Consider the following 20,077-nt stretch of genomic DNA (forward strand, 5'->3'; position numbering starts at 1 on the left):
GACCAGACATGCCGGTGCCCTCTCCCTCCGAGCACGGAGAGAGAGGGCACCGGCACGTCCGCGCTCAGACCAGCAGTTCGGCCAGCCGGTCGGCCCAGATGATCGAGTAGTGGCTGGTGTCGGCGACCAGCTCGGTCGGGACGGTGACCTTCGCCGCCGTCAGCCGGCCCTCGTCGTAGAGCGCCTGGGGCTCGTTCAGCAGGCCGCGCTCGGCGTACAGGAAGCGGGTCGGGACGGTCAGGCGGTGGATCGCGCCGGCGGCCTCCGCGTCGAGCAGGACCTGGGTGCCGTCGGTGGTGATCGCCTCGTGGACGCAGGAGGAGACCAGGGCGGGGGCCTCGCCGACCAGGTCGCGCTGGGTGTAGGCGTCCATCTCCTCGTTCCAGTCGGCGAACGCGGGGTGCGCCTGCCAGAACGCGCGGTAGGCCTCGCGGCTCTCGAAGGTCATCGACAGCCGGGCCAGCGCCGGGCCGAGCACCGCGGCCAGCGCGTCCTCCTCGCGGACGCCGTCGGGCAGCGGGAAGGACACCGCGCCGTCGACCAGGACCAGGTCGGCGAGCAGCTCGGGGTGGCGGGCGGCGGCGACGGCCGACACCCAGGCACCCATCGAGTGGCCGACCAGCCGGACGGGGCCGGCGTCCAGGTGGCGGATCAGCGCGGCGACGTCCTCCGCGTGCCGGCCGAGGCCCCAGGGGCCCGGCAGTTCGCGGCTGGCGGCCCGGCCGCGCAGGTCGGGGGCGTACAGCGAGACCCGGCCCGCGAGCAGGCGGGCCAGGCCGGCCCAGGCCAGCGCGTTGGCCGTGATGCCGTGCACGGCGACCACCACGGGCGCGCCGGGGTCGGCGGCCGGCCAGTGCAGGACGGCGAGGTCGCCGCCGTCGACGGGGACGGTGAGGTGCTGAGGGAGGGTCATGCGGCGCCTTCCGGTACGGCGGTGACGGACACCTTGGCGGCCTTGGCGGCGCGGCCCGCCCGCAGCCGGGCGGGCAGCTTGGCCAGACCGCCGGGCAGCAGGTAGACCACGGCGACGAAGAGCGTACCGAGCAGGAACAGCGGCTGGGAGAGCGGAACCCGCAGCACGGACGGGAGTTCGGCGATGGACGCGGAGTTGGCGAGGTCGCCGAGCCGGTGCGCCGCCCAGGTGTAGAGCACGCCGCCGAGCAGCGGCCCCCACCGGGTGCCGGAGCCGCCGAGCACCACCATCACCAGCAGCGCCAGCGTCGCGTCCGAGCTCGCGGCCTGCGGGGTGGCGCCGCCGGTGAGCAGCAGGTAGACCACGCCGCCGGCGCCGGCCAGGCCGCCGGCCACGGTGAACGCGACCAGCTTGAAGCCGTACGGGCGCAGGCCCAGCACCTCGACCCGGCGTTCGTTCTCGCGGATGCCGGCCCAGACCCGGCCGGTCGGCGAGGAGACCGTCCAGTGCACCACGGCGAGCGTGACGACCAGGTAGAGCACCGCGATCCAGTACAGGTTGGCGGTGTTCTGGATGCCGATCAGCGCGTCGGGCAGGTGCTCGGCGGGCGCGGAGCGGCCCTCCTCGCCGCCGGTGAGGCCGCCGGGGTTGCGCTGCACCAGGATCGCCCCGGCCTGGGCGAAGGCCAGCGTGACCATGGAGAAGCCGATGCCGGTGACCTTCAGCGACACCGAGCCGAGCAGCAGCGCCAGGGCGATCGAGCAGGCGATGCCGAACACCGCGGCCGGCACGAAGCCGAGGCCGAACTCCAGCATCGCCAGGTCGGTGGCGTACAGGCCGGTGGCGAAGTACAGGGCGTGGCCGAAGGAGAGCAGGCCGGTGCGGCCGAGCAGCAGGTCGTAGCCGGTGGCGAGGCCGCCGTAGACCAGGCAGAGCGCGATCAGTTGGAGGCTGCCGGGGCTGCCGAGCGGTCCGTCCAGCAGGCCGGGCAGCGGCAGGGTGCTGTACGGCGCGATCACCAGGACGATCAGCAGGGCGAGCGGCCACCAGCGCTTGAGGTGGGTGGTCATGCGAGTCTCCCGGTGAGTCCGCGCGGCTTGACGAGCAGCAGCACGGCGAGCAGGACGACGACGGAGAGGTCGCCGAGGCCCGCGGCGGTGTAGTAGTTGGCGAACTGCTGGACGAGTCCGACGCCGACCGAGGCGACGGCCGCGCCGGTGACGGAGCCCATGCCGCCCATCACCACGACCACGAAGGCGAAGATCAGCAGGCCGGTGCCCTGGCCGGGGTTGATCGAGCCGAAGTACAGGCCGGCCAGTGCCCCGCCGAGCGAGGCGGCGGCGCCGCCGATGGCGAAGACCAGGGTGAACGCCTTGCGGACGTCGATGCCGAGGGCGGTGACCATGGCCCGGTCCTCGACGCCGGCCCGGACGATCAGGCCGTAGCGGGTCTTGGCGAGGAACAGCCGCAGCAGCACCAGCACGATCAGCGCGGCGGCCATCAGCACGAAGCGGTTGACGGGCACGGTCGCGCCCAGCAGGTTCACCGTGCCGGACAGCGCCTCGGGCTGCGGGAACGGCCGGGCGTCGGCACCCCAGATGCCCATGATCAGGGCGGGCAGGGCGAGTCCGACGCCGACGGTGGCGAGGATCTGGTCGCGCGGCCGGGAGTACAGCGGCCGGATCAGGGCGAGTTCGAGCAGCACCGAGGCGGCGGTGCCGACCGCGGTGCCGAACGGGACGGCCAGCCAGAACCCGAGTCCGCCGTCGGTGGCGGCCCACCAGGCGGCGTACGCGCCGACGGACAGCAGCGCGCCGTGGGCGAAGTTCAGGACGTCCATCAGGCCGAAAATCAGCGAGAGGCCGGAGGCGACCAGGAAGTACAGCGCGCCGAGCCCGAGTCCGGTGCAGGCGAGCAGGACGACGGTGTTCATCGGGGAGACACCTCGGGATCAGGGGCGGTGGGGCGGTGGCTGCCGACGCCGAGCAGGCGGCGGGCGGCGTCCTCGTCGGCGAGCAGTTCGCCGGCGTCGCCCTGGTGGGCGGTGCGGCCGTCGGCGAGGACGGCGCAGTGGCCGGCGACCCGGCGGACCAGGGCCAGGTTCTGTTCGACCAGCAGCACGGGGACGGTCTCGGCGGCCCGGGCGAGCACGTCGGCGACCTCGGTGACGATCTTCGGGGCGAGGCCCTTGGTGGGCTCGTCGGCGATGATCAGCCGGTTGCCGTTGAGCAGCGTGCGGGCGATCGCGACCATCTGCTGCTGGCCGCCCGACAGGGTGCCGGCGGCCTGCTTGTGACGCTGCTTCAGCTCGGGAAACAGCTCGAAGACCAGGTCGTAGGCGGGGTTGGCGTCGCGTTCGGCGAGGCGCAGGTTCTCGGCGACGCTGAGGCCGGCGAAGATGCCGCGGTCCTCGGGGGCGTAGCCGATGCCCTGACGGACCACCAGGTGGGTGGGCAGCCTGCCGATGTCGGTGCCGTCGAAGACCAGCGAACCGGTGCGCGGGACGAGTCCCATGACCGCTTTGACGGTGGTGGTCTTGCCGGCGCCGTTGCGGCCGAGCAGGGCGGTGACTCCGGTGGCGGCGACGTCCAGGTCCACCCCGTGCAGGATGTGCAGTCCGTCGATCACCACCTTGAGGCCGCGGACGGCGAGCAGGGTCGTCACAGCGCCTCCCCGAGGTAGGCCCCCTGGACGGTTTCGTCGGCCATCACGGCTTCGGGGGTGTCGAGTGCGAGCAGGGTGCCGTGGTGCATCACGGCGAGCCGGTCGGCCAGGCCCAGCAGCACGTCCATGTGGTGTTCGACCATCAGGACGGTGCGGCCGTGGTCCTGGTGGACCGAGCGGATCAGCTCGACCAGGGCGGGCACCTCCTCGGCGCTCACCCCGGCCATCGGCTCGTCGAGCAGGATCAGCCGGGGGTCGCCCACCAGCAGCACGGCGAGCTCCAGCTTCCGCTTGCCGCCGTGCGAGAGGGAGCCGGCCAGGTCGTCGGCCTGGTCGGCGAGGCCGGTGCGCTCCAGGGTCTCCTCGACCTGCTGGCGGTAGCGCTCGGCGCGGCGCCAGATCCGGTACGACGCGGACGGGCCGGCCGCCGCCTGGGCGGCCAGGCGGACGTGGTCGGCGACGGTCAGGCCGGGCCACAGCGAGGAGGTCTGGAAGGTCCGGCCGAGGCCCCGCCGGGCCCGGGCGGGGACCGGCAGGGCGGTGATGTCGGCGCCGTCCAGGTGGAGGGTGCCGTGGCTGGCCGGGTAGATCCCGGAGATCAGGTTGAACAGGGAGGTCTTGCCCGCCCCGTTCGGGCCGATGAAGGCGACGAACTCGCCTTCGGCGACGTCGAGGGTGACGTCCTGGACGATCGGGACGCCGCGGACGGACCAGCCGAGGCCGTCCAGCCGCAGAACCGGGGCGGGAGTGCTCATGTGCTTCTCAGCCCGCCATCTTGGCGACCGGCGGGGCGACCAGGTCGGCGGGCAGGATCTTCTCCGCGTTGGGCTTGGCGGCGGCGCCGGTGCCGGTCAGCTTGACCTGGAACATCGGCTGGAGCAGCGCGTGGTCCTCGGCGCGGACGGTGAGCTTGCCCTTGACGCCGTCGAAGCTCCAGCCCTCCAGGGCCTTCACCAGCGCGTCGGTGTCCGCGTCGGAGCCCTTGTTGGTCTCCAGCGCGTGCACCACCATCTGCGCGGCGGTGAAGCCGTCCGGGGTGAACAGGTCGGACTTGGAGCCGTTCTTGGTGACGAAGTCGTTCATCGCCAGCTCGGCGTCGGTGCCGCCGGCCGCGCCGGAGAAGTAGTGGTTCAGGAAGTCGATCTTCTCGGCGGCCGGGCCGAACAGCGGGTAGGAGGCGGCCACGTCGAGGCCGGTGACGACCTTGGTCGAGGAGAACACGTCCTGCTGGTTGAGCGAGGTCCACAGCGCGGAGGCGGTCTCGCCGGCCCAGGCGACGAACAGCAGGTCGGGCTTGGCGCCCTTGGCCTGGGTGGCGAACGGCGTCAGGTCGGTCGCGGACGGCGGGGCCAGCACGGCTTCCACGGTGGCGCCCTCGCCGCCGAGGACCTCCTTGACGGCGGCCACGTTGGCCTGGCCGAAGGCGTTGTCCTGCGCCAGCACGGTGACCTTCTTGCCCTTGGCGTCGCCGATGAACGACGCGGCGGCCCTGATGTCCTGGTAGGACTGGCGGCCGGAGCGGAAGGTGTACTTGTTCAGGCCGGTGACCTTGTCGGCGGCGGCCGGGCCGCTGATGAACAGCACCTTGTTCTGCGCCGCGATCGGGCCGACCTGCAGGGCCACGCCGGAGGCGGTGGAGCCCGCGAGGATCTTGTAGTTCTTGCCGATCAGGTCCTTGGCGGCGGAGACCGCCTTCGCCGGGTCACCGGCGTCGTCCTGCTCGGCGATCTCCACCGGGCGGCCGTCCACCGCGTTGGTGCCCTTGGTGGCGTACGACAGACCGGCCTTGAAGCCCTCCAGGTACTGCTTGCCGTAGGCCGCCAGCGGGCCGGTCTTGGAGTACACCAGGCCGACCTTGACCGGGCTCTTGTCGCCCCCGCCCGCCTCCGCCGAGGTGCCCGCCGTACCGGCCTTGGCGCAAGCGGACGCGAGCAGCACGCAGGCGGCCAGCGCGGCGAGCTTGCGGACGGGTCGTCTGGGGGTGGCGTCCGTGACTGACATGGTGGGGAGCTCCTGACGTACCTGTGCTGGTGGGATGCGGGAACCGTAGGGGGGTCGCCCGGAAGACGACATGTGACGGGAACACGCATCGACAGCCCCTTCTGTATGGGTTCGCCACATGTTGCGGTGCCGCCTGCCGCGAGGTGTGCGGCGGACACATGGATCCGCCCCGCTCCATGGCGCCGTCCGCCATGGAAAGCGCCGGGGCCTGCGGCGAGTGTGGTGGCCGCAGTCAGCCCTCCCCCTTCGAGAAGGTGGCCCCTTTGGACAAGGTCCTGGACTCCCCCGCCCGCGCGGTCGGGGACATTCCCGACGGCGCGGTGCTCGCGGTCGGCGGCTTCGGCCTGTGCGGCATCCCGTCCACCCTGATCGGCGCGCTGGTCGACGCCGGCACCACCGGGTTGCGGGTGGTGTCCAACAACTGCGGCGTGGACGACTGGGGCCTCGGCCTGCTGCTGGGCGCGGGCCGGATCGCCCGGATGACCTCCAGCTACGTCGGCGAGAACAAGGAATTCGCCCGCCAGTACCTGAACGGCGAACTCGAGGTCGAACTGACCCCGCAGGGCACCCTGGCGGAACGCCTGCGGGCCGGCGGCGCCGGCATCCCCGCGTTCTACACCCCCGCCGGCGCCGGCACCCAGGTCGAGGAGGGCGGCCTGCCCTGGCGGTACGCGCCGGGCGGCGGCGCCGTCGCGGTGGCCTCCCCGCCGAAGGAGGTCCGCGAGTTCGGCGGACGCCGCTACCTGCTGGAAGAGGCCATCGTCGCGGACTTCGCCCTGGTCCGCGCCGAGATCGCCGACCGGCACGGCAACTGCGTCTTCCACGCGGCCGCCCGCAACTTCAACCCGCTGTGCGCCACCGCGGGCCGGATCACCGTCGTCGAGGCCGACCGGATCGTCGAACCCGGCGAGATCCCGCCGGACGCCGTCCACCTCCCCGGCGTGTACGTCGACCGGGTGGTCGCCGCCGACCCGACCGACCGCCGGATCGAGCGCCGCACCGTCAGTCTTTCTGCCGCGAAGGAGTCCTGATGACCACCGCTCTCGACCCGCGCGACGCGCTCGCCGCCCGGGCCGCCCGCGAACTGCGCGACGGCCAGTACGTCAACCTCGGCATCGGCCTGCCCACCCTGATCCCCAACCACCTGCCCGCCGGCGTGCACGTCGTCCTGCACTCCGAGAACGGCATCCTCGGCGTCGGCCCCTACCCCGCCGACGCCGACGTCCACCCCGACCTGATCAACGCCGGCAAGGAGACCGTCACCGTCAACCCCGGTGCGGCCTACTTCGACTCGGCGTTCTCCTTCGGCATGGTGCGCTCCGGGCGGATCGACGTCTCGGTGCTCGGCGCGATGCAGGTCTCCGCGAGCGGCGACCTCGCCAACTGGATGATCCCCGGCAAGATGGTCAAGGGCATGGGCGGCGCGATGGACCTGGTCCACGGGGCCCGCCGCCTGATCGTGGTGATGGAGCACACCGCGAAGGACGGCACCCCGAAGATCGTCAACGAGCTCACCCTCCCCGCGACCGGCCGCGCCGTCGTCCACCGCATCGTCACCGACCTCGCCGTCCTCGACGTCACCCCGGACGGCCTCCGCCTGGTCGAACTCGCGGACGGCGTGAGCCTCGAACAACTGCGTGCCGCGACGGAACCCCCGATTCTGTAGGCAGGTGGTGAACCGACAGGGGCCCGGGGAACGGCGGGGGTTCGTGGCGGTGGGGTCGCAGGGCTCGGGGCGTTCCGTCGTTTCTGGTCTCCGTCTTTGACCCGACGCAGCACGACCTTCCCCGGGCCCCCGACCATCAGCAGCTCGGCCCCGCCGTTCCCCGGGCCCCTGGTGTTACTTCCCGACGTTCGGAATGTTCCAGTCGATCGCCTTCTGCCCGAACCCTTCCAGCGCGGCGTTGATCTGCGAGAACGGCTTCGTGCCGAGGAACGTCTTCTGCGACAGCGGCGACGGGTGCCCGCTCTGCACGACCACGTGCCGGTCGGTGTCGATCAGCGACAGCTTCTTCTTCGCGTAGCCGCCCCAGAGCACGAACACGCACGGCTCCTCGCGGGCGCTCACCGCGCTGATCACGGCGTCGGTGAACTTCTCCCAGCCCTTGTTCTTGTGCGAGTTGGCCTCGTGCGCACGCACGGTGAGCACCGCGTTCAGCAGCAGCACGCCCTGCTCGGCCCACGGCTTCAGGTAGCCGTTGTCGGGCACCGGCAGACCGAGGTCGGTGTTCAGCTCCTTGTAGATGTTGCGCAGCGAGGGCGGCGTCTTCACGCCCGGCAGCACCGAGAAGCTCATGCCGTGCGCCTGCCCGTTGTCGTGGTACGGGTCCTGGCCGAGCAGCAGCACCTTGACGTCCTGGTACGCCGTGGCGGCAAGCGCGGAGAACTCCTGCCCGGCGGGCGGGAACACCTCGTGCTCGGCCCGCTCGGCCGCCAGGAACTCCGACAGCTGCGCGAAGTACGGCTTGTCGGTCTCCTCGGCGAGCACCGCGCGCCAGGACTCCGGCACCTCCAGCGTGCCGCCCACGGACGCCTCGGCCAGCTCCGTCACGTTGTACCTCCCACCGGCCGCGCCGCACGGCGGCCGCACTCGCTCGAAAACGTTCCCGGGCCCGTGCCGGACCCGCTGCGAAGAACGCTACACAGTCGCGCCGACAGCCCGCTCCGCCCTCCGTACCCGGACCGACTCCCAGCCGCTCAGGCCGACCAGCACCGCCGCCAGCAGGCCCAGCACGGCCAGCGCCGGCAGCCGGTGCAGCGGGGTGAGCAGCAGCAGTGCCAGCAGCGCGGCGACCAGCAGGCCGGCCGCCAGCCGGGTCGGCGAGAACTTCCGGAACATCATCCACCGGGTGTAGTTGAAGGCCAGCAGGTACAGCGCGCTGCCGCCGTACAGCAGCCCGAGCGCGCCGCCGCCGAGCGCCGCCCCGGGGCGCGCCACCGTCTCGGCGAAGCCGACCGCGACGGTGATCACCCCGGCGATCAGCGCCAGGTGCCCGTACGAGAACACCCGCCGCAGCACGTCGCGGCGCGAACTCGCGATCTCCATGGCGTGCCGCATCGCGTCGGCGGCGTACCCGAAGTACTGCCACCACAGCGTGCAGGAGATCACGAACGCCACTGCCACCGAGGCCAGTTGGCCCGCGTGCAGCGGGGCGCCGGCCACCGGGGCGCCGATCCCGACGATCGATTCGCCGAGCGCCACCAGCAGGAACAGGCCGAAGCGCTCCGGCAGGTGGCCCGGGTGGTACTCGACCTTCGCCAGCCGCCGGCGGAACAGCAGCGGCGCCGAGAGGTCCGCCGTCGCGGCCACCGCCCACAGCAACTCCCGTGCGGGGGACGGCAACAGGCCGCCGACCACCAGCAGTGGCCCGCTGAAGAACGCGCCCACCCCGTACGGGCCGATCCAGATCCGCCGCACCCGGCGGAACAGCAGCCCGACCAGCACCAGCCGGGCCGCCCAGTACGCGCCGCCGAACAGCACACCGCGTTCGCCGAACGCCCCCGGCAGGGCGAGCGCCAGGAACAGCCCGGCCAGGCCCACCGCGAAGATCCCGATCCGGTCCCGCGGGTTGTCCACGTCCCGGATGTTGGCCTGCACCGTGGTGCCCACCCAGCACCAGTACACCGGCACGAACGCCACCAGGGCCCGCCCGCAGCCCGCCCAGTCGTGGTGGTGGTGCAGCAGCCCCGACACCTGCGTCACCGCGAACACGAACACCAGGTCGAAGTACAGCTCCGCCCAGGTGACGCGCTTCTCCCCCATCCGAACTCCCCCACACCCCAAGCCCCTTGACGCCACCCACCGGCGAACGACCGGCACAGGCTACCGGGCGCCTTTTACCTCCGGCCCCTGACGGACCGTCCGTTCGTACCGCTATCTTGAAAGGCGGTCAGTGCCACGGGCGGACCACCACGGGGGTGGGTCCGCTCAGGGGGAGGGGGATCGGCGATGAGCGACGTCGGCAGCGGAATATCAGGGTTTGTGTACGACACGGTCGCGAACGTCACGTCAGTGGTGACGGGGGCCATGGTCGCCGCCTCGCAGGCGCTGGCGGGCCAGGTCGGCAGCGGGGCGGTCAAGGTCGAGGTCGAGAACCTGCAGACCTTCAAGAACAAGGTCGACCAGATCCTGCGCGAACTCGACGGCTCCGACGCGAGCCACGGCAAGGTCTCCCAGCAGACGCTGACGGCCGGCCAGCTCGGCCAGAACTTCGGACAGGCCGGCGACCTGATGACCGCCTACAACACCGTGCACGGCAACCTGGAACGGCTCTCCCAGAACCTCGCCGCCCAGATCGCGGCGATGAGCGCGAGCATCGGCAGGGCAGCCGGCACCTACAGCGACGCGGACGCCCAGCAGGAGGCCCGGTTCAGCGCGATGCCGGCCCCGGCCACCGGCGCCGTCGACCCGAGGACCGCCTACCGCCCGCCGGCCCCGCCCACCGGCACCCAGCAGGGCGCGTACTGACGACGTCTCCGGCGACGGAGAACGGGGGATTCGAAAAATGACGCAGGGACGCTTCATCCGCGAGATCCACGACGACGGCGGCGAGATCGACGGCGCCAGCCACGAGCAACTGGTGGCCATGGTCCAGCACACGGACCCGATCGCCGTCATGCAGGTGGCCCAGCGGCTGCTGGCCGCCGCGAACAAGATGGACGAGGTCAGCGAAGAGCTGCACGCGCACATGAGCGGCCTCGACTGGGAGGGCGCCGCGGCCGACAGCTTCAAGAACTGGGGCAGCCAGGTCTCCAAGTCCACCATGGACCTGGCGAGTTACTCGCGGAACGCCGGCGAGTACATGGCCTCCGCCGGCGAGACGCTCGCCACCGTCAAGTCGGGTATGCCGGCCGTACCGCACGCCGACATGCAGACCGTCAGCCGCTACGACGACCAGCCCAACGACGCCGTCAGCACCGGCGGCGCCATCCTGGGCGGCATGATTCCGGGCGTCGGCGCGGGGATCGGCAGCTGGGCGGCCGGCAAGATCGCCGACGCGGTCGACTCCGACTGGGTCACGCCCGCAGAGGCCAAGGCCGCGCAGCAGCGGGTGAACCAGGCGCACAACGAGGCCATCCAGCAGATGAACAAGCTGGCGCAGGCGTACCAGCAGTCGACCATGCAGCTCAACTCGGTGCAGCCGCCGGTGTTTCCGCCGCTGCCCGGGGGCGGCGGTGAACATGGTGACGGTTCGGTGGACGTCCCGATCGACGGAGGCGGCGGCAGCACCGGCCGGAACCCCGGTGGCGGCAGCACTCTTCCGCACCCGCCCAGGGTGGCACCGCCGCCTGCCCCGCGTCCGCCGCAGCCACCGACTCCGGGCCCCCCGAATCCTCCGCAGCCGCCGATCCCGGGTCCCCCGCATCCCCCGCAGCCACCGACTCCGAACCCACCGCACCCGCCGGTCCCGGTACCCCCGAACCCGCCGACTCCGACTCCCTGGCCTCCGATCAAGGATCCCGGAACCGGTCTTGACCACACGCCGCCCCCCGCTCCGACGCCCCCGGGCCCGACGGGTCCGGGCCATGGCGGCGGTGGCGGCGGCATCGGCGGGGGCGGCCTCGGCGACGTGGGCGGTGGTTCCTCCGGCGGCGGACGCGGCGGCGGTTACCCGGGCGGCCCAATCGGCGGTGGCCCGATCGGTGGCGGCCTGGGCGGTGGCGGAGCGACCGGCACCGGCCGGACCGGCGGCGGCGGCGCCCCAGGTACGGGCGGCCGGGCCGGTGGCACCACCACGACGTCCGGCGGCGCGGGCCAGGCCGGCCAGGCGGGGCGCGCGGGCACCCCGGGCATGGGCGGCATGCCGCACAGCGGTGGCGGCATGGGGGCCGGCGGCGCCAAGGGCGGTGCCGGCGGCGCACGCGGCGGCGGGCTGGTCAGCCGGGGCGGCGGCACCGTCGGTGGACAGCGCGGGTCGACCTCGGGCCGCGACGTGACGCCGGGCGGCACCGGGCTGCGCGGCCGAGCCGAGCGGGGCGCCGACGGGCGGGCCGGTCAGGGCGGGTTCGGCGGCGGCCACGGCGGTGCGAACCGCAAGGGCAAGCCGCAGGGCAAGCGTCCCGACTACCTGACCGAGGACGAGGACACCTGGACGTCCGGCATGGGTCCGGTCAACCCGAATGTGATCGAGTAGGTCCGCACTGGCTGCCCGGCCGCAGGGGAATACCGCTCCTGCGGCCGGGCAGCATCGTGCGGTCGGGGGCAAGCCACTCGCCGAACAGGTCGGCGCGCGAAGGAGTTTGTGATGCGGCGAACGGGCAGGGCAGGACGGGGGCGGCGGCTCGCCGCAGCGGTGGCGGTCACCGGTGTCCTGTGGGGGTGGTCGATGGGACCCGCGCTCGCGGTGGACTCGATCCGCGCACAGCAGTGGCATCTGGACGCGATGCACGCCGACGAAATGTGGCGGACCAGCACCGGATCCGGGATCACCGTGGCCGTGATCGACTCCGGGGTGAAGGGCGACACACCCGACCTGGCCGGGCAGTTGGTGGCCGGCACGAACCTCAGCGCCCAGTCCGGCAACGAGCTCTCCCCCAGTGACGGCCACGGAACCGAGATGTCCAGCACCATCGCCGGCTCTGGCAAGAGCCTGGGCGGCAAGGGGGCGTACGGTCTCGCCCCCGGGGCGAAGATCCTCCCCATCAAGGTCGACCTGAACAACGGAACCAGCCCGAGCCAAACCATGGACGAGGTCTCCCGGGCCATCACCTACGCCGTCGACCACAACGCAAAGATCGTCAACATGTCGTTGGGCTTCGCGACGGTCTCGCTGCTACCCGCCGACGTCGACAAGCTCCGGGCTGCGGTCGACCATGCGGTGTCCCAGGGCGTCCTGTTGTTCGCCGCAGTCGGCAACACCGGCAACACCGACAACCGTTTGGAGTACCCCTCTTCGATGAGCGGCGTAGTCGGTGTGGGCGCCACCGACCAGGACGGGAAGGTCGCAGCGCTGTCGCAGCACGGCCCGCAGGTGGCGCTCGCTGCGCCGGGCGTGGACATCTACGGCGCGTGCACCGGACCCACCGGCTACTGCAAGGGAAACGGCACGTCCGACGCCACCGCCCTCGCCTCCGCCTCCGCCGCGCTGATCTGGTCGGCGCACCCCGACTGGACGGGCAACCAAGTGCTGCGCGTCCTGATCAACACCGCCAGCAACCCCCAGCAGCGCAGCGACTACCTCGGCTACGGCATCGTCCGCCCGCGGGTCGCGCTGACCACCCCCGGCGACCCGGGCCCGCCGAACGTCAGCCCGCTGGCCGCCTCGGCCGCGCCCTCGCCCGCGCCGGGCAAGTCGGGCGGCGCGGCGAAGCCGAGCGGCACCGCGAGTGTGCCCGCCGACTCCTCGCAGGATCAGGACTCGGCGACGTCACAGCCGTCCGCCACCGCGGACACGTCCTCGAAGTCGAACAACATGCCGCTGCTGATCGGCGGCGGTGTGGCCGGCGTGGTGCTGCTGCTCGTGGCGGCGGCGATCCTCATGCGCAACCGCCGGACCTCCGCCGCAGGCCCGGTGCCCCCGGTGCCGCCCATGCCGCTCCCGGGCCAGCCGCAGCCGCCCTACGGCCAGGCCCCGCAGCAGACGTACGGTCAGCAGCCGTACGGCCAGCAACCCCCGTACGGTCAGCAGCCGCCCTACGGCCAGCAGCCCCCGCCCGGGGGCGGGAACCCGTACGCGGGCTGAGGGGAAGGCCGCCCCTGTGGTCGGCCGGCGGGGCGCATTAGGCTGAGCGGCGTTGGGGCAGCCAGTGGCGCCCGGCCGGCCAGCGGTGTCCGGTCGGAGCGATGCACATTGATCGTTCGACCGTCGCAAGACCTAGGAGTGACCCACCGTGGCAGACCGCAAGCCCATCGAGACCTGGCTGACCGACATGGACGGAGTCCTCATCCACGAGGGCGTGCCGATCCCGGGGGCCGACGCCTTCATCAAGCGGCTGCGTGAGTCCGGAAAGCCTTTCCTGGTGCTCACCAACAACTCCATCTACACCCAGCGCGACCTGCATGCCCGGCTGTCGCGGATGGGGTTGGACGTGCCGGCCGAGCACATCTGGACGTCCGCGCTGGCCACCGCGAAGTTCCTCTCCGACCAGCGCCCGAACGGCACCGCGTACGTGATCGGCGAGGCCGGCCTGACCACCGCGCTGCACGATGTCGGCTACGTGCTGACCGACACCGACCCGGACTTCGTGGTGCTCGGCGAGACCCGCACCTACTCGTTCGAGGCGATGACCAAGGCGGTCCGGCTGATCGACGCGGGTGCCCGTTTCATCGCCACCAACCCGGACGAGACCGGCCCGTCCGCCGAGGGCGCGCTGCCCGCGACGGGTGCGGTCGCGGCGCTGATCACCAAGGCCACCGGTGTGGAGCCGTACTTCGTCGGCAAGCCGAACCCGCTGATGATGCGGGCCGGCCTGAACGCGATCGGCGCGCACTCGGAGAACAGCGCGATGATCGGCGACCGGATGGACACCGACATCGTCTCCGGCATGGAGGCCGGCATGTCGACCTTCCTGGTGCTGACCGGCCTCACTCAGGCCGGCGAGGTGGACCGCTTCCCGTACCGCCCGACCCGGGTGGTGGAGTCCATCGCGGACCTGGTCGAGCTGATCTGACCGAGGCCCGGATCTCCCACCGGCGTCCGGCCGTGCGACCGGACGCCGGGACCGCCTCAAGTCAGCCTTAAGTGGCGCCTAATTGATCTGCCGCTCCGTCAACTTCCTTACACAGTACGGCTAGCGTCCCGGGCACACCCTCCACCCGACGCAAGGAGCCCGCCCGTGGCCCCCGTCCGCCGCACCGCCGTCCTGCTGGCCGCCGCCGCCCTGCTCGGCGGCACCGCCGCACCCGCCTCGGCGGCCGACACCGCTGCCGCCCTCGCCGACGGGGGCACCGCCGACGGGGTGCTGCTGTCGCTCGGCTCGGTGCTGCTGCTCACCGGTGCGGCCGCCGTCACCGTGCGCCGCCGCCGCGGCGCAGGGCCGTCCCGACCTGGGCATACGGACCGGACGACCTCCGTCGCTCCGGGGGACGGGGATGATTGAGTGGGGGTCATGAGCACGCCCCCCGCCCCTTTCCGCGTCGGCCTGATCGGCTACGGCCTGGCCGGCTCGGCGTTCCACGCCCCGCTGATCGCCACCACCCCCGGACTCCAGTTGGAGGCGGTGGTCACCGCCAATCCCGAGCGCCGCGCCCAGTTGCAGCGCGAGCACCCCGGCGCCCGCGCCCTCGACACCCCCGACCAGCTGTTCGAGGACGCCGACCGCTACGACCTGGTGGTGATCGCCTCCCCCAACCGCACCCACGTACCGCTGGCCCGCACCGCGCTGCTGGCCGGCCTGGCCACCGTCGTCGACAAGCCGCTCGCCGCGACCAGCGCCGAGGCCCGCGACCTGTGCGAGTTCGCCGAGAAGTCCGGTCTGCTGCTGTCGGTGTTCCAGAACCGCCGCTGGGACGGCGACTTCCTCACCGCCCGCCGCCTGGTCGAGGACGGCCGGCTCGGCCGGGTGCACCGCTTCGAGTCCCGCTTCGAGCGTTTCCGTCCCAAGCCCAAGCCGGGCTGGCGCGAGCTCGCCGACCCGGCGGAGGTCGGCGGCACCCTGTACGACCTGGGCAGCCACCTGGTCGACCAGGCCCTCGCCCTGTTCGGGCCGGTCGAGACGGTGTACGCCGAGATCGACGTCCGCCGGGACGGCGCGGTGGTCGACGACGACGCGTTCCTCGCACTCACCCACACCGGCGGCGTCCGCTCCCACCTGTGGACCAGCGCCCTCGCCCCGCTCGCCGGGCCCCGGCTGCGGGTCCTCGGCGACAGCGCCGGCTACGTCAAGTTCGGCATGGACCCGCAGGAGGCCGCGCTCCGGGCCGGCCGCCGGCCCGGGCCGGACAGCCACTGGGGCGACGACGACCCGGCCGCGTACGGTCTGCTGGGCAGCGACGGCGACGTCGAACCGATCACCACCGACGCCGGCGACTACCCCGCCTTCTACGCGGGCATCGCGGCCTCGCTCACCGACCGCACCCCGCCGCCGGTGAACCCCTGGGACGCCGTCGCCACCCTGACCGTCCTGGAGGCCGCCCGCGCCTCCGCCGCGACGGCGAGCGTCGTCCGCCTTCCCTGACCGGCACGGTCGAAGTCACCGGCGGGATCCTCACCGCCCCGCCGGTGACCCGGTGGCCCGTCAGGCGGTGGGCCAGGCCGCCAGGTGGGCGTCGATCTCGCCGGTCAGCCGGCGCTTGCCCGCCGGGTCCAGGAACGACGCCTCCACCGCGTTGCGGGCGAGCGCCGCGATCCCGGCCTCGTCCAGGCCGAGCAGCTTCGCGGCGACCGCGTACTCGGTGTTCAGGTCGGTGCCGAACATCGGCGGGTCGTCGCTGTTGACGGTGACCAGCAGCCCGGCGTCGACCATCCGGCGGATCGGGTGGTCCTCGATCCGCTCGACCACCCGGGTGGCCAGGTTGGAGGTCGGGCAGACCTCCAGCGGGATCCGGTGCTCGCCGAGGTAGTCGACCAGCGCCGGGTCCTTCACCGACTGAGTGCCGTGGCCGATGCGCTCCGCGCCCAGCTCCCGGATCGCGTCCCAGACCGTCTCCGGCCCGGTGGACTCGCCGGCGTGCGGCACGCTGTGCAGGCCGGCCGCCCGGGCCCGGTCGAAGTACGGCTTGAACTGCGGGCGCGGCACGCCGATCTCGGGGCCACCGAGGCCGAACGAGACCAGTCCGGCGGGCGCCAGGTCGAGCGCGAGGCGGGCGGTCTCCTCGGCGGAGGCCAGTCCGGCCTCGCCGGGGATGTCGAAGCACCAGCGCAGGACAACGCCGAGTTCCCTCTCGGCGGCCAGCCGGGCGTCCTCGATCGCCTCCATGAAGGCGACGTCGGGAATGCCGCGACGGACCGACGAGTAGGGCGTGACAGTCAGTTCCGCGTAGCGGATGTTCTGCCGGGCCATGTCCTCGGCGACGCCGTAGGTGAGGGAGCGGACGTCCTCGGCGTCCCGGATCAGGTCGACGACGCTCAGGTACACCTCGATGAAGTGCGCGAAGTCGGTGAACGTGAAGTACTCGGCGAGCGCCTCCGCGTCCGCCGGGACCTTGGTGCGCCCGGCGTGCCGCGCCGCGAGTTCGGCGACCACCCGCGGCGAGGCCGAGCCGACGTGGTGCACGTGCAGCTCCGCCTTCGGCATTCCGGCGATGAACGCCTCGATCCCCTGGACACCCTCGGCCACGGCACGCTCCCGTCTACTCACCCGGACCCGGACAGACCTCGCATGCTAACCCGCTGCCGCGAACGGCGGTGTCACCACTTGGCGGTCATCTTCTGCAGCAGCTGCCGCGCCTTGGCCCGGCCTTCGAAGACCTGCTGGTTCGGGGAGAGGTCGACGAACACCGAGACCGTCACCGCGCCCTTGCGCGCGACGATGTAGGAGAACGGCCGGGGGTCGTACGGGGTGCCGTCCTTCTCGTGGTAGACGGTCAGGCCCTCCTCCGAGTACACCTCGTCGGCTCCCGGCACCTTGGGCGACTCGATGTCGTGCGCGGTTTTGGTCTCGGTGCCGTCCTCGCCCTTGGAGTCGGGGCAGCGCTTGATGTCGGCAGCCGACTCCGCCATGTCCTGGTGTGCCGCCTCGGCGGTGGTGAACTGCGAGGCTGAGCTGTTGCCCCAGAGCTCGCTGCCGTCGGACGTGGCCACGCGCACGTACCGACTGGTGGAGGCGGCCAGCATCTTGACCGTGCCGTCCTCCTTCAGGACGCACGACTTGTCCATCGCGTAGCCGGTCAGGCTGGTGTCGTCGTCCCCGTTGCTCTCGAAACCGGCGCCCCAGTCGGCGGCGTTCAGCACGAGCTTGTTCGTCCTGGCCTGGGCACCGGCGTCGCTGCCGGAGCCGCCGCTCGCGTGGGCGCTGGGCTTCACCGGCTCCTTCGCCTTGCCGCTGGCCTTCGCGGACGCCGGCGCCGAAGCCACCGCGCTCGGCGACGTCTGCCCGGTCGCCCCCGTGGCCGCGTCGTCCTCGTTGCAGGCCGTCAGGACCAGGCCGGCCGCCGCGAGGGCGGCGATGCGCAGTCCGAGCGTGCGTGCGTGAACCGTCTTCACGGTGAATCCCCCATGGAAATACAAGGCCTCGACCCCCCTGGCCGTGCCGATCGGTCGATCACCCTACCGAATCGGTCGGACACGCGCGGACCGAACCGGCGCCGGACGGTTCGTCAACCACCCGGCGCCACAAGCTAACCCGCTGCCGCGAGCGGCGGTGTCACCACTTGGCGGTGGCCTTCTGCAGCAGCGCCCGCACCTGGGCGCGGCCCTCGAAGACCTGCTGGTTGGGGGCGAGGTCGACCAGCACCGAGATGGTCACCGCGCCCTTGCGCGCGACGACCCGGGAGAACGGGCGGTCCTGGGTCTTGCCGCCGTCGGTGGTGCCGTACACGGCCAGGCCCTCCTCGGCGTACACCTCGTCGGCTCCCGCCACCTTCGGCGCGTCGACGTCGTGCACGGCCTTGAACTCGTTGCCTTCGCCGTCCTTGTAGTTGGTGCAGCGCAGGACGTTGGCCAGCTGCTCCGCCATGTCCTGGTGCGCGGCGTCGGCGTTGGTGAACTCGGAGGCGACGCTGGTGCCCATGACCTCGTCGCCGTCGGGTCGCGGTGCCTTCACGAACCGGCCGGTGTAGGCGACGAGGGTCTTGACCTGCCCGGAGTCCTTGTAGACGCAGGACTTGTCCATGGTGAAGGCGGTGATCGCGGTGTCGTCGTCGGCGCTGGTCTGGTAACCGGTGCCCCAGTCGGCCGGGGTCAGCGCGAGCTTGTTGGTCTTCGCCTGCGCGGTGGCGGAGTTGCCGCCCGCGGCGGTGCCGCTCGGGCGGGTGCTGGGCTTGGCCGGGTCCTTGGCCTTGCCGCTGGCGCCGGCAGTGGCGGGCGAGGAGGCCGGCGCGGTGGGCGAGGTCTGGCCGGTCGCCCCGGTGCCCAGGTCGTCGTCGTTGCAGGCCGTCAGGACCAGGCCGGCCGCCGCCAGGGCGGCGATGCGGATTCCGAGCGTGCGTGCGTGAACCGTCTTCACAGTGAATTCCCCCATGGATTGGAAAGGCCCCGACCCCCCTGGCCGTGCCGATCGGTCGATCACCCTACCGAAGGGGTCGGACACCCACCCGCCGGGGGCGGACCGGACCGTTCGTCAACCACCCAGTGCCGTACTGACGGTGTGGATGAGCAGGCCCGCCAGCGCGCCGACCACGGTGCCGTTGATCCGGATGAACTGCAGGTCGCGGCCGACGTTCGCCTCGATCTTGCGGGAGGCGTCGTCGGCGTCCCAGCCGGCCACCGTGTCGGAGATCAGCGAGGTGATCTCCTCCCGGTAGGTGGAGACCACGTACTCGGCGGCGTCCAGCAGCCAGCCGTCGGTCTTCGCCTGGAGTTTGCCGTCGGTGGCGAGGCGGCGGCCGAAGGAGCGGAGGGCCTCGGTGATCCGGCGGCGCAGCTCGCTGTCCTCGTCCTCGGCGGCGTTCATCACCAGGGTGCGGACCGCCGACCAGGAGGAGGCGATCAGGTCCTGCACCTCGGGGCGGGCCAGCAGGTCGGACTTGGCGCGTTCGACCCGGGCGATGGTCTCCGGGTCGTGCTGGAGTTCCTGCGCGAAGTCGGCGAGGAAGTTGTCGAGGGCGCCGCGCGCGGGGTGCTCCGGGTCGTCGCGGACGTCGGTGACGAAGCGCAGCAGTTCCTTGTAGACCCGCTCGCCGACCTGGTGGTCGATGAACTTGGGCGTCCAGCCGGGGGTTTTGGCGGTGACCCGGGAGACCACGTCGACGTGGTGCTCGACCAGCCAGTCGCGGGCCCGGACCGCGACCAGGTCGACCACGCCCTTGTGGCCGCCGTCCGCGACGATCTTGCCGAGCAGCCGGCCGGCGGGTTCGGCGACCGAGGTGGCGGCGGCCCGCCGGGTGATCGCCTCGGCGACCACGGCCTGCACGTCCTCGTCGCGCAGCACCGCGAGGACGCCGCGCAGTGCGGCGGCGGCCTCGTGGGTGACGCGTTCGGCGCTGCCGGGCGCGGACAGCCACTCGCCGAGCCGCCGGGCCACCCCGATCCGGCCGAGCCGGGCCCGGACCACCGACGGGGACAGGAAGTTGTCGCCGACGAAGTCGCCGAGCGAACGCCCGAACGCGTCCTTCTTGGTCGGGATGATCGCGGTGTGCGGGATCGGCAGGCCGAACGGGCGGCGGAACAGCGCGGTGACGGCGAACCAGTCGGCGAGCGCGCCGACCATGCCGGCCTCGGCGGCGGCCGCCACGTAGCCGGCCCAGCTGCCCGCGCCGGCGGACCCCGCCCAGGTGGCGAGCGCGAAGACGACCGTAGCCAGGCCGAGCAGGCCGGTGGCGATGGTCTTCATCCGCCGTACGCCCTGCCGTTTGGCCTCGTCGGCGGCGGTGAAGCTGACTCCTGGGGGTGCCGTCTCGTCCACACTCACCCCGTCAGCCTGGCACACCGGGCGGGCCAGACGACCGCCGCCCCGCGAATC

Annotated in this window: 20 protein-coding genes; 8 read left to right on the plus strand and 12 right to left on the minus strand. The window is 72.5% G+C overall.

Annotation, left to right across the window (positions count from 1 at the left end):
* Nucleotides 1-64 precede the first annotated feature (64 nt).
* The 6 genes from ACFYS8_RS31095 to ACFYS8_RS31120 are packed head-to-tail and all read right to left on the minus strand — an operon-like array spanning nt 65 to nt 5,578.
* A complete protein-coding gene (locus ACFYS8_RS31095) occupies nt 65-913 on the minus strand; it encodes an alpha/beta hydrolase (RefSeq protein WP_387647366.1) in 849 nt (282 codons plus the stop codon).
* Nucleotides 910-1,983, minus strand: a complete 1,074-nt coding sequence (locus ACFYS8_RS31100) for a branched-chain amino acid ABC transporter permease (protein WP_387647369.1) — start codon at nt 1,981-1,983, stop codon at nt 910-912. The genes ACFYS8_RS31095 and ACFYS8_RS31100 overlap by 4 nt, the downstream gene beginning before the upstream one ends.
* Nucleotides 1,980-2,846, minus strand: a complete 867-nt coding sequence (locus tag ACFYS8_RS31105; RefSeq protein ID WP_387647371.1) for a branched-chain amino acid ABC transporter permease — start codon at nt 2,844-2,846, stop codon at nt 1,980-1,982. Before ACFYS8_RS31105 ends, ACFYS8_RS31100 begins: the two co-directional genes overlap by 4 nt.
* Entirely contained in the window at nt 2,843-3,577 is a 735-nt protein-coding gene (locus ACFYS8_RS31110) for an ABC transporter ATP-binding protein (RefSeq protein WP_387647374.1), read from the minus strand. Before ACFYS8_RS31110 ends, ACFYS8_RS31105 begins: the two co-directional genes overlap by 4 nt.
* Nucleotides 3,574-4,332 (minus strand): ABC transporter ATP-binding protein, encoded by a 759-nt coding sequence (locus tag ACFYS8_RS31115; RefSeq protein WP_387647377.1) that lies wholly within the window; start codon nt 4,330-4,332, stop codon nt 3,574-3,576. The genes ACFYS8_RS31110 and ACFYS8_RS31115 overlap by 4 nt, the downstream gene beginning before the upstream one ends.
* 7 nt (nt 4,333-4,339) lie before the next feature.
* Complete coding sequence (locus ACFYS8_RS31120) at nt 4,340-5,578, minus strand: substrate-binding domain-containing protein (RefSeq protein ID WP_387647379.1); 1,239 nt, start codon at nt 5,576-5,578, stop codon at nt 4,340-4,342.
* Nucleotides 5,579-5,841: 263 nt separating this feature from the next.
* On the opposite strand from ACFYS8_RS31120, the gene ACFYS8_RS31125 reads away from it, so the two are divergent.
* A complete protein-coding gene (locus tag ACFYS8_RS31125; RefSeq protein WP_387647382.1) occupies nt 5,842-6,609 on the plus strand; it encodes a CoA transferase subunit A in 768 nt (255 codons plus the stop codon).
* Nucleotides 6,609-7,244, plus strand: a complete 636-nt coding sequence (locus ACFYS8_RS31130; RefSeq protein ID WP_387647385.1) for a 3-oxoacid CoA-transferase subunit B — start codon at nt 6,609-6,611, stop codon at nt 7,242-7,244. Before ACFYS8_RS31125 ends, ACFYS8_RS31130 begins: the two co-directional genes overlap by 1 nt.
* A gap of 174 nt (nt 7,245-7,418) precedes the next feature.
* On the opposite strand, the gene ACFYS8_RS31135 is transcribed toward ACFYS8_RS31130, so the two are convergent.
* On the minus strand, nt 7,419-8,129 hold the full coding sequence (locus ACFYS8_RS31135; protein WP_387647387.1) for a uracil-DNA glycosylase: 711 nt from the start codon (nt 8,127-8,129) through the stop codon (nt 7,419-7,421).
* 87 nt (nt 8,130-8,216) lie between these two features.
* On the minus strand, nt 8,217-9,341 hold the full coding sequence (locus tag ACFYS8_RS31140; protein ID WP_387647389.1) for a low temperature requirement protein A: 1,125 nt from the start codon (nt 9,339-9,341) through the stop codon (nt 8,217-8,219).
* 186 nt (nt 9,342-9,527) lie between these two features.
* On the opposite strand from ACFYS8_RS31140, the gene ACFYS8_RS31145 reads away from it, so the two are divergent.
* The 6 genes from ACFYS8_RS31145 to ACFYS8_RS31170 all read left to right on the plus strand — a co-directional run bounded on the left by ACFYS8_RS31145 (nt 9,528) and on the right by ACFYS8_RS31170 (nt 15,694).
* On the plus strand, nt 9,528-10,046 hold the full coding sequence (locus ACFYS8_RS31145) for a hypothetical protein (RefSeq protein ID WP_387647391.1): 519 nt from the start codon (nt 9,528-9,530) through the stop codon (nt 10,044-10,046).
* Nucleotides 10,047-10,083: 37 nt separating this feature from the next.
* Entirely contained in the window at nt 10,084-11,712 is a 1,629-nt protein-coding gene (locus ACFYS8_RS31150; protein WP_387647392.1) for a WXG100 family type VII secretion target, read from the plus strand.
* Nucleotides 11,713-11,823: 111 nt separating this feature from the next.
* Nucleotides 11,824-13,260 (plus strand): type VII secretion-associated serine protease mycosin, encoded by a 1,437-nt coding sequence (gene mycP, locus ACFYS8_RS31155; protein WP_387647394.1) that lies wholly within the window; start codon nt 11,824-11,826, stop codon nt 13,258-13,260.
* A gap of 148 nt (nt 13,261-13,408) precedes the next feature.
* The gene (locus ACFYS8_RS31160; RefSeq protein ID WP_387647396.1) at nt 13,409-14,188 is read left to right on the plus strand and encodes an HAD-IIA family hydrolase; all 780 of its coding nucleotides are present in this window, start codon (nt 13,409-13,411) and stop codon (nt 14,186-14,188) included.
* A gap of 165 nt (nt 14,189-14,353) precedes the next feature.
* Nucleotides 14,354-14,617: a hypothetical protein gene (locus tag ACFYS8_RS31165; protein WP_387647399.1), complete on the plus strand. Its 264-nt coding sequence runs from the start codon at nt 14,354-14,356 to the stop codon at nt 14,615-14,617.
* A 9-nt stretch (nt 14,618-14,626) separates the two neighbouring features.
* Nucleotides 14,627-15,694, plus strand: coding sequence for a Gfo/Idh/MocA family oxidoreductase (locus tag ACFYS8_RS31170; protein WP_387647401.1), 1,068 nt, complete (start codon nt 14,627-14,629; stop codon nt 15,692-15,694).
* A gap of 60 nt (nt 15,695-15,754) precedes the next feature.
* Here the strand turns inward: ACFYS8_RS31170 and ACFYS8_RS31175 are convergent, their stop codons facing one another.
* The 4 genes from ACFYS8_RS31175 to ACFYS8_RS31190 form a co-directional block, all read right to left on the minus strand.
* On the minus strand, nt 15,755-16,795 hold the full coding sequence (locus ACFYS8_RS31175) for an adenosine deaminase (RefSeq protein ID WP_387647404.1): 1,041 nt from the start codon (nt 16,793-16,795) through the stop codon (nt 15,755-15,757).
* Nucleotides 16,796-16,866: 71 nt separating this feature from the next.
* Nucleotides 16,867-17,661, minus strand: a complete 795-nt coding sequence (locus ACFYS8_RS31180; protein ID WP_387647407.1) for a hypothetical protein — start codon at nt 17,659-17,661, stop codon at nt 16,867-16,869.
* Nucleotides 17,662-17,821: 160 nt separating this feature from the next.
* Nucleotides 17,822-18,622 (minus strand): hypothetical protein, encoded by an 801-nt coding sequence (locus ACFYS8_RS31185; protein ID WP_387647408.1) that lies wholly within the window; start codon nt 18,620-18,622, stop codon nt 17,822-17,824.
* A gap of 114 nt (nt 18,623-18,736) precedes the next feature.
* The gene (locus ACFYS8_RS31190; RefSeq protein ID WP_387647644.1) at nt 18,737-20,020 is read right to left on the minus strand and encodes a DUF445 domain-containing protein; all 1,284 of its coding nucleotides are present in this window, start codon (nt 20,018-20,020) and stop codon (nt 18,737-18,739) included.
* Nucleotides 20,021-20,077: the final 57 nt, after the last annotated feature.

Origin of the sequence: Kitasatospora sp. NPDC004615 (assembly GCF_042873545.1) — a bacterium.
GTDB lineage: Bacteria > Actinomycetota > Actinomycetes > Streptomycetales > Streptomycetaceae > Kitasatospora.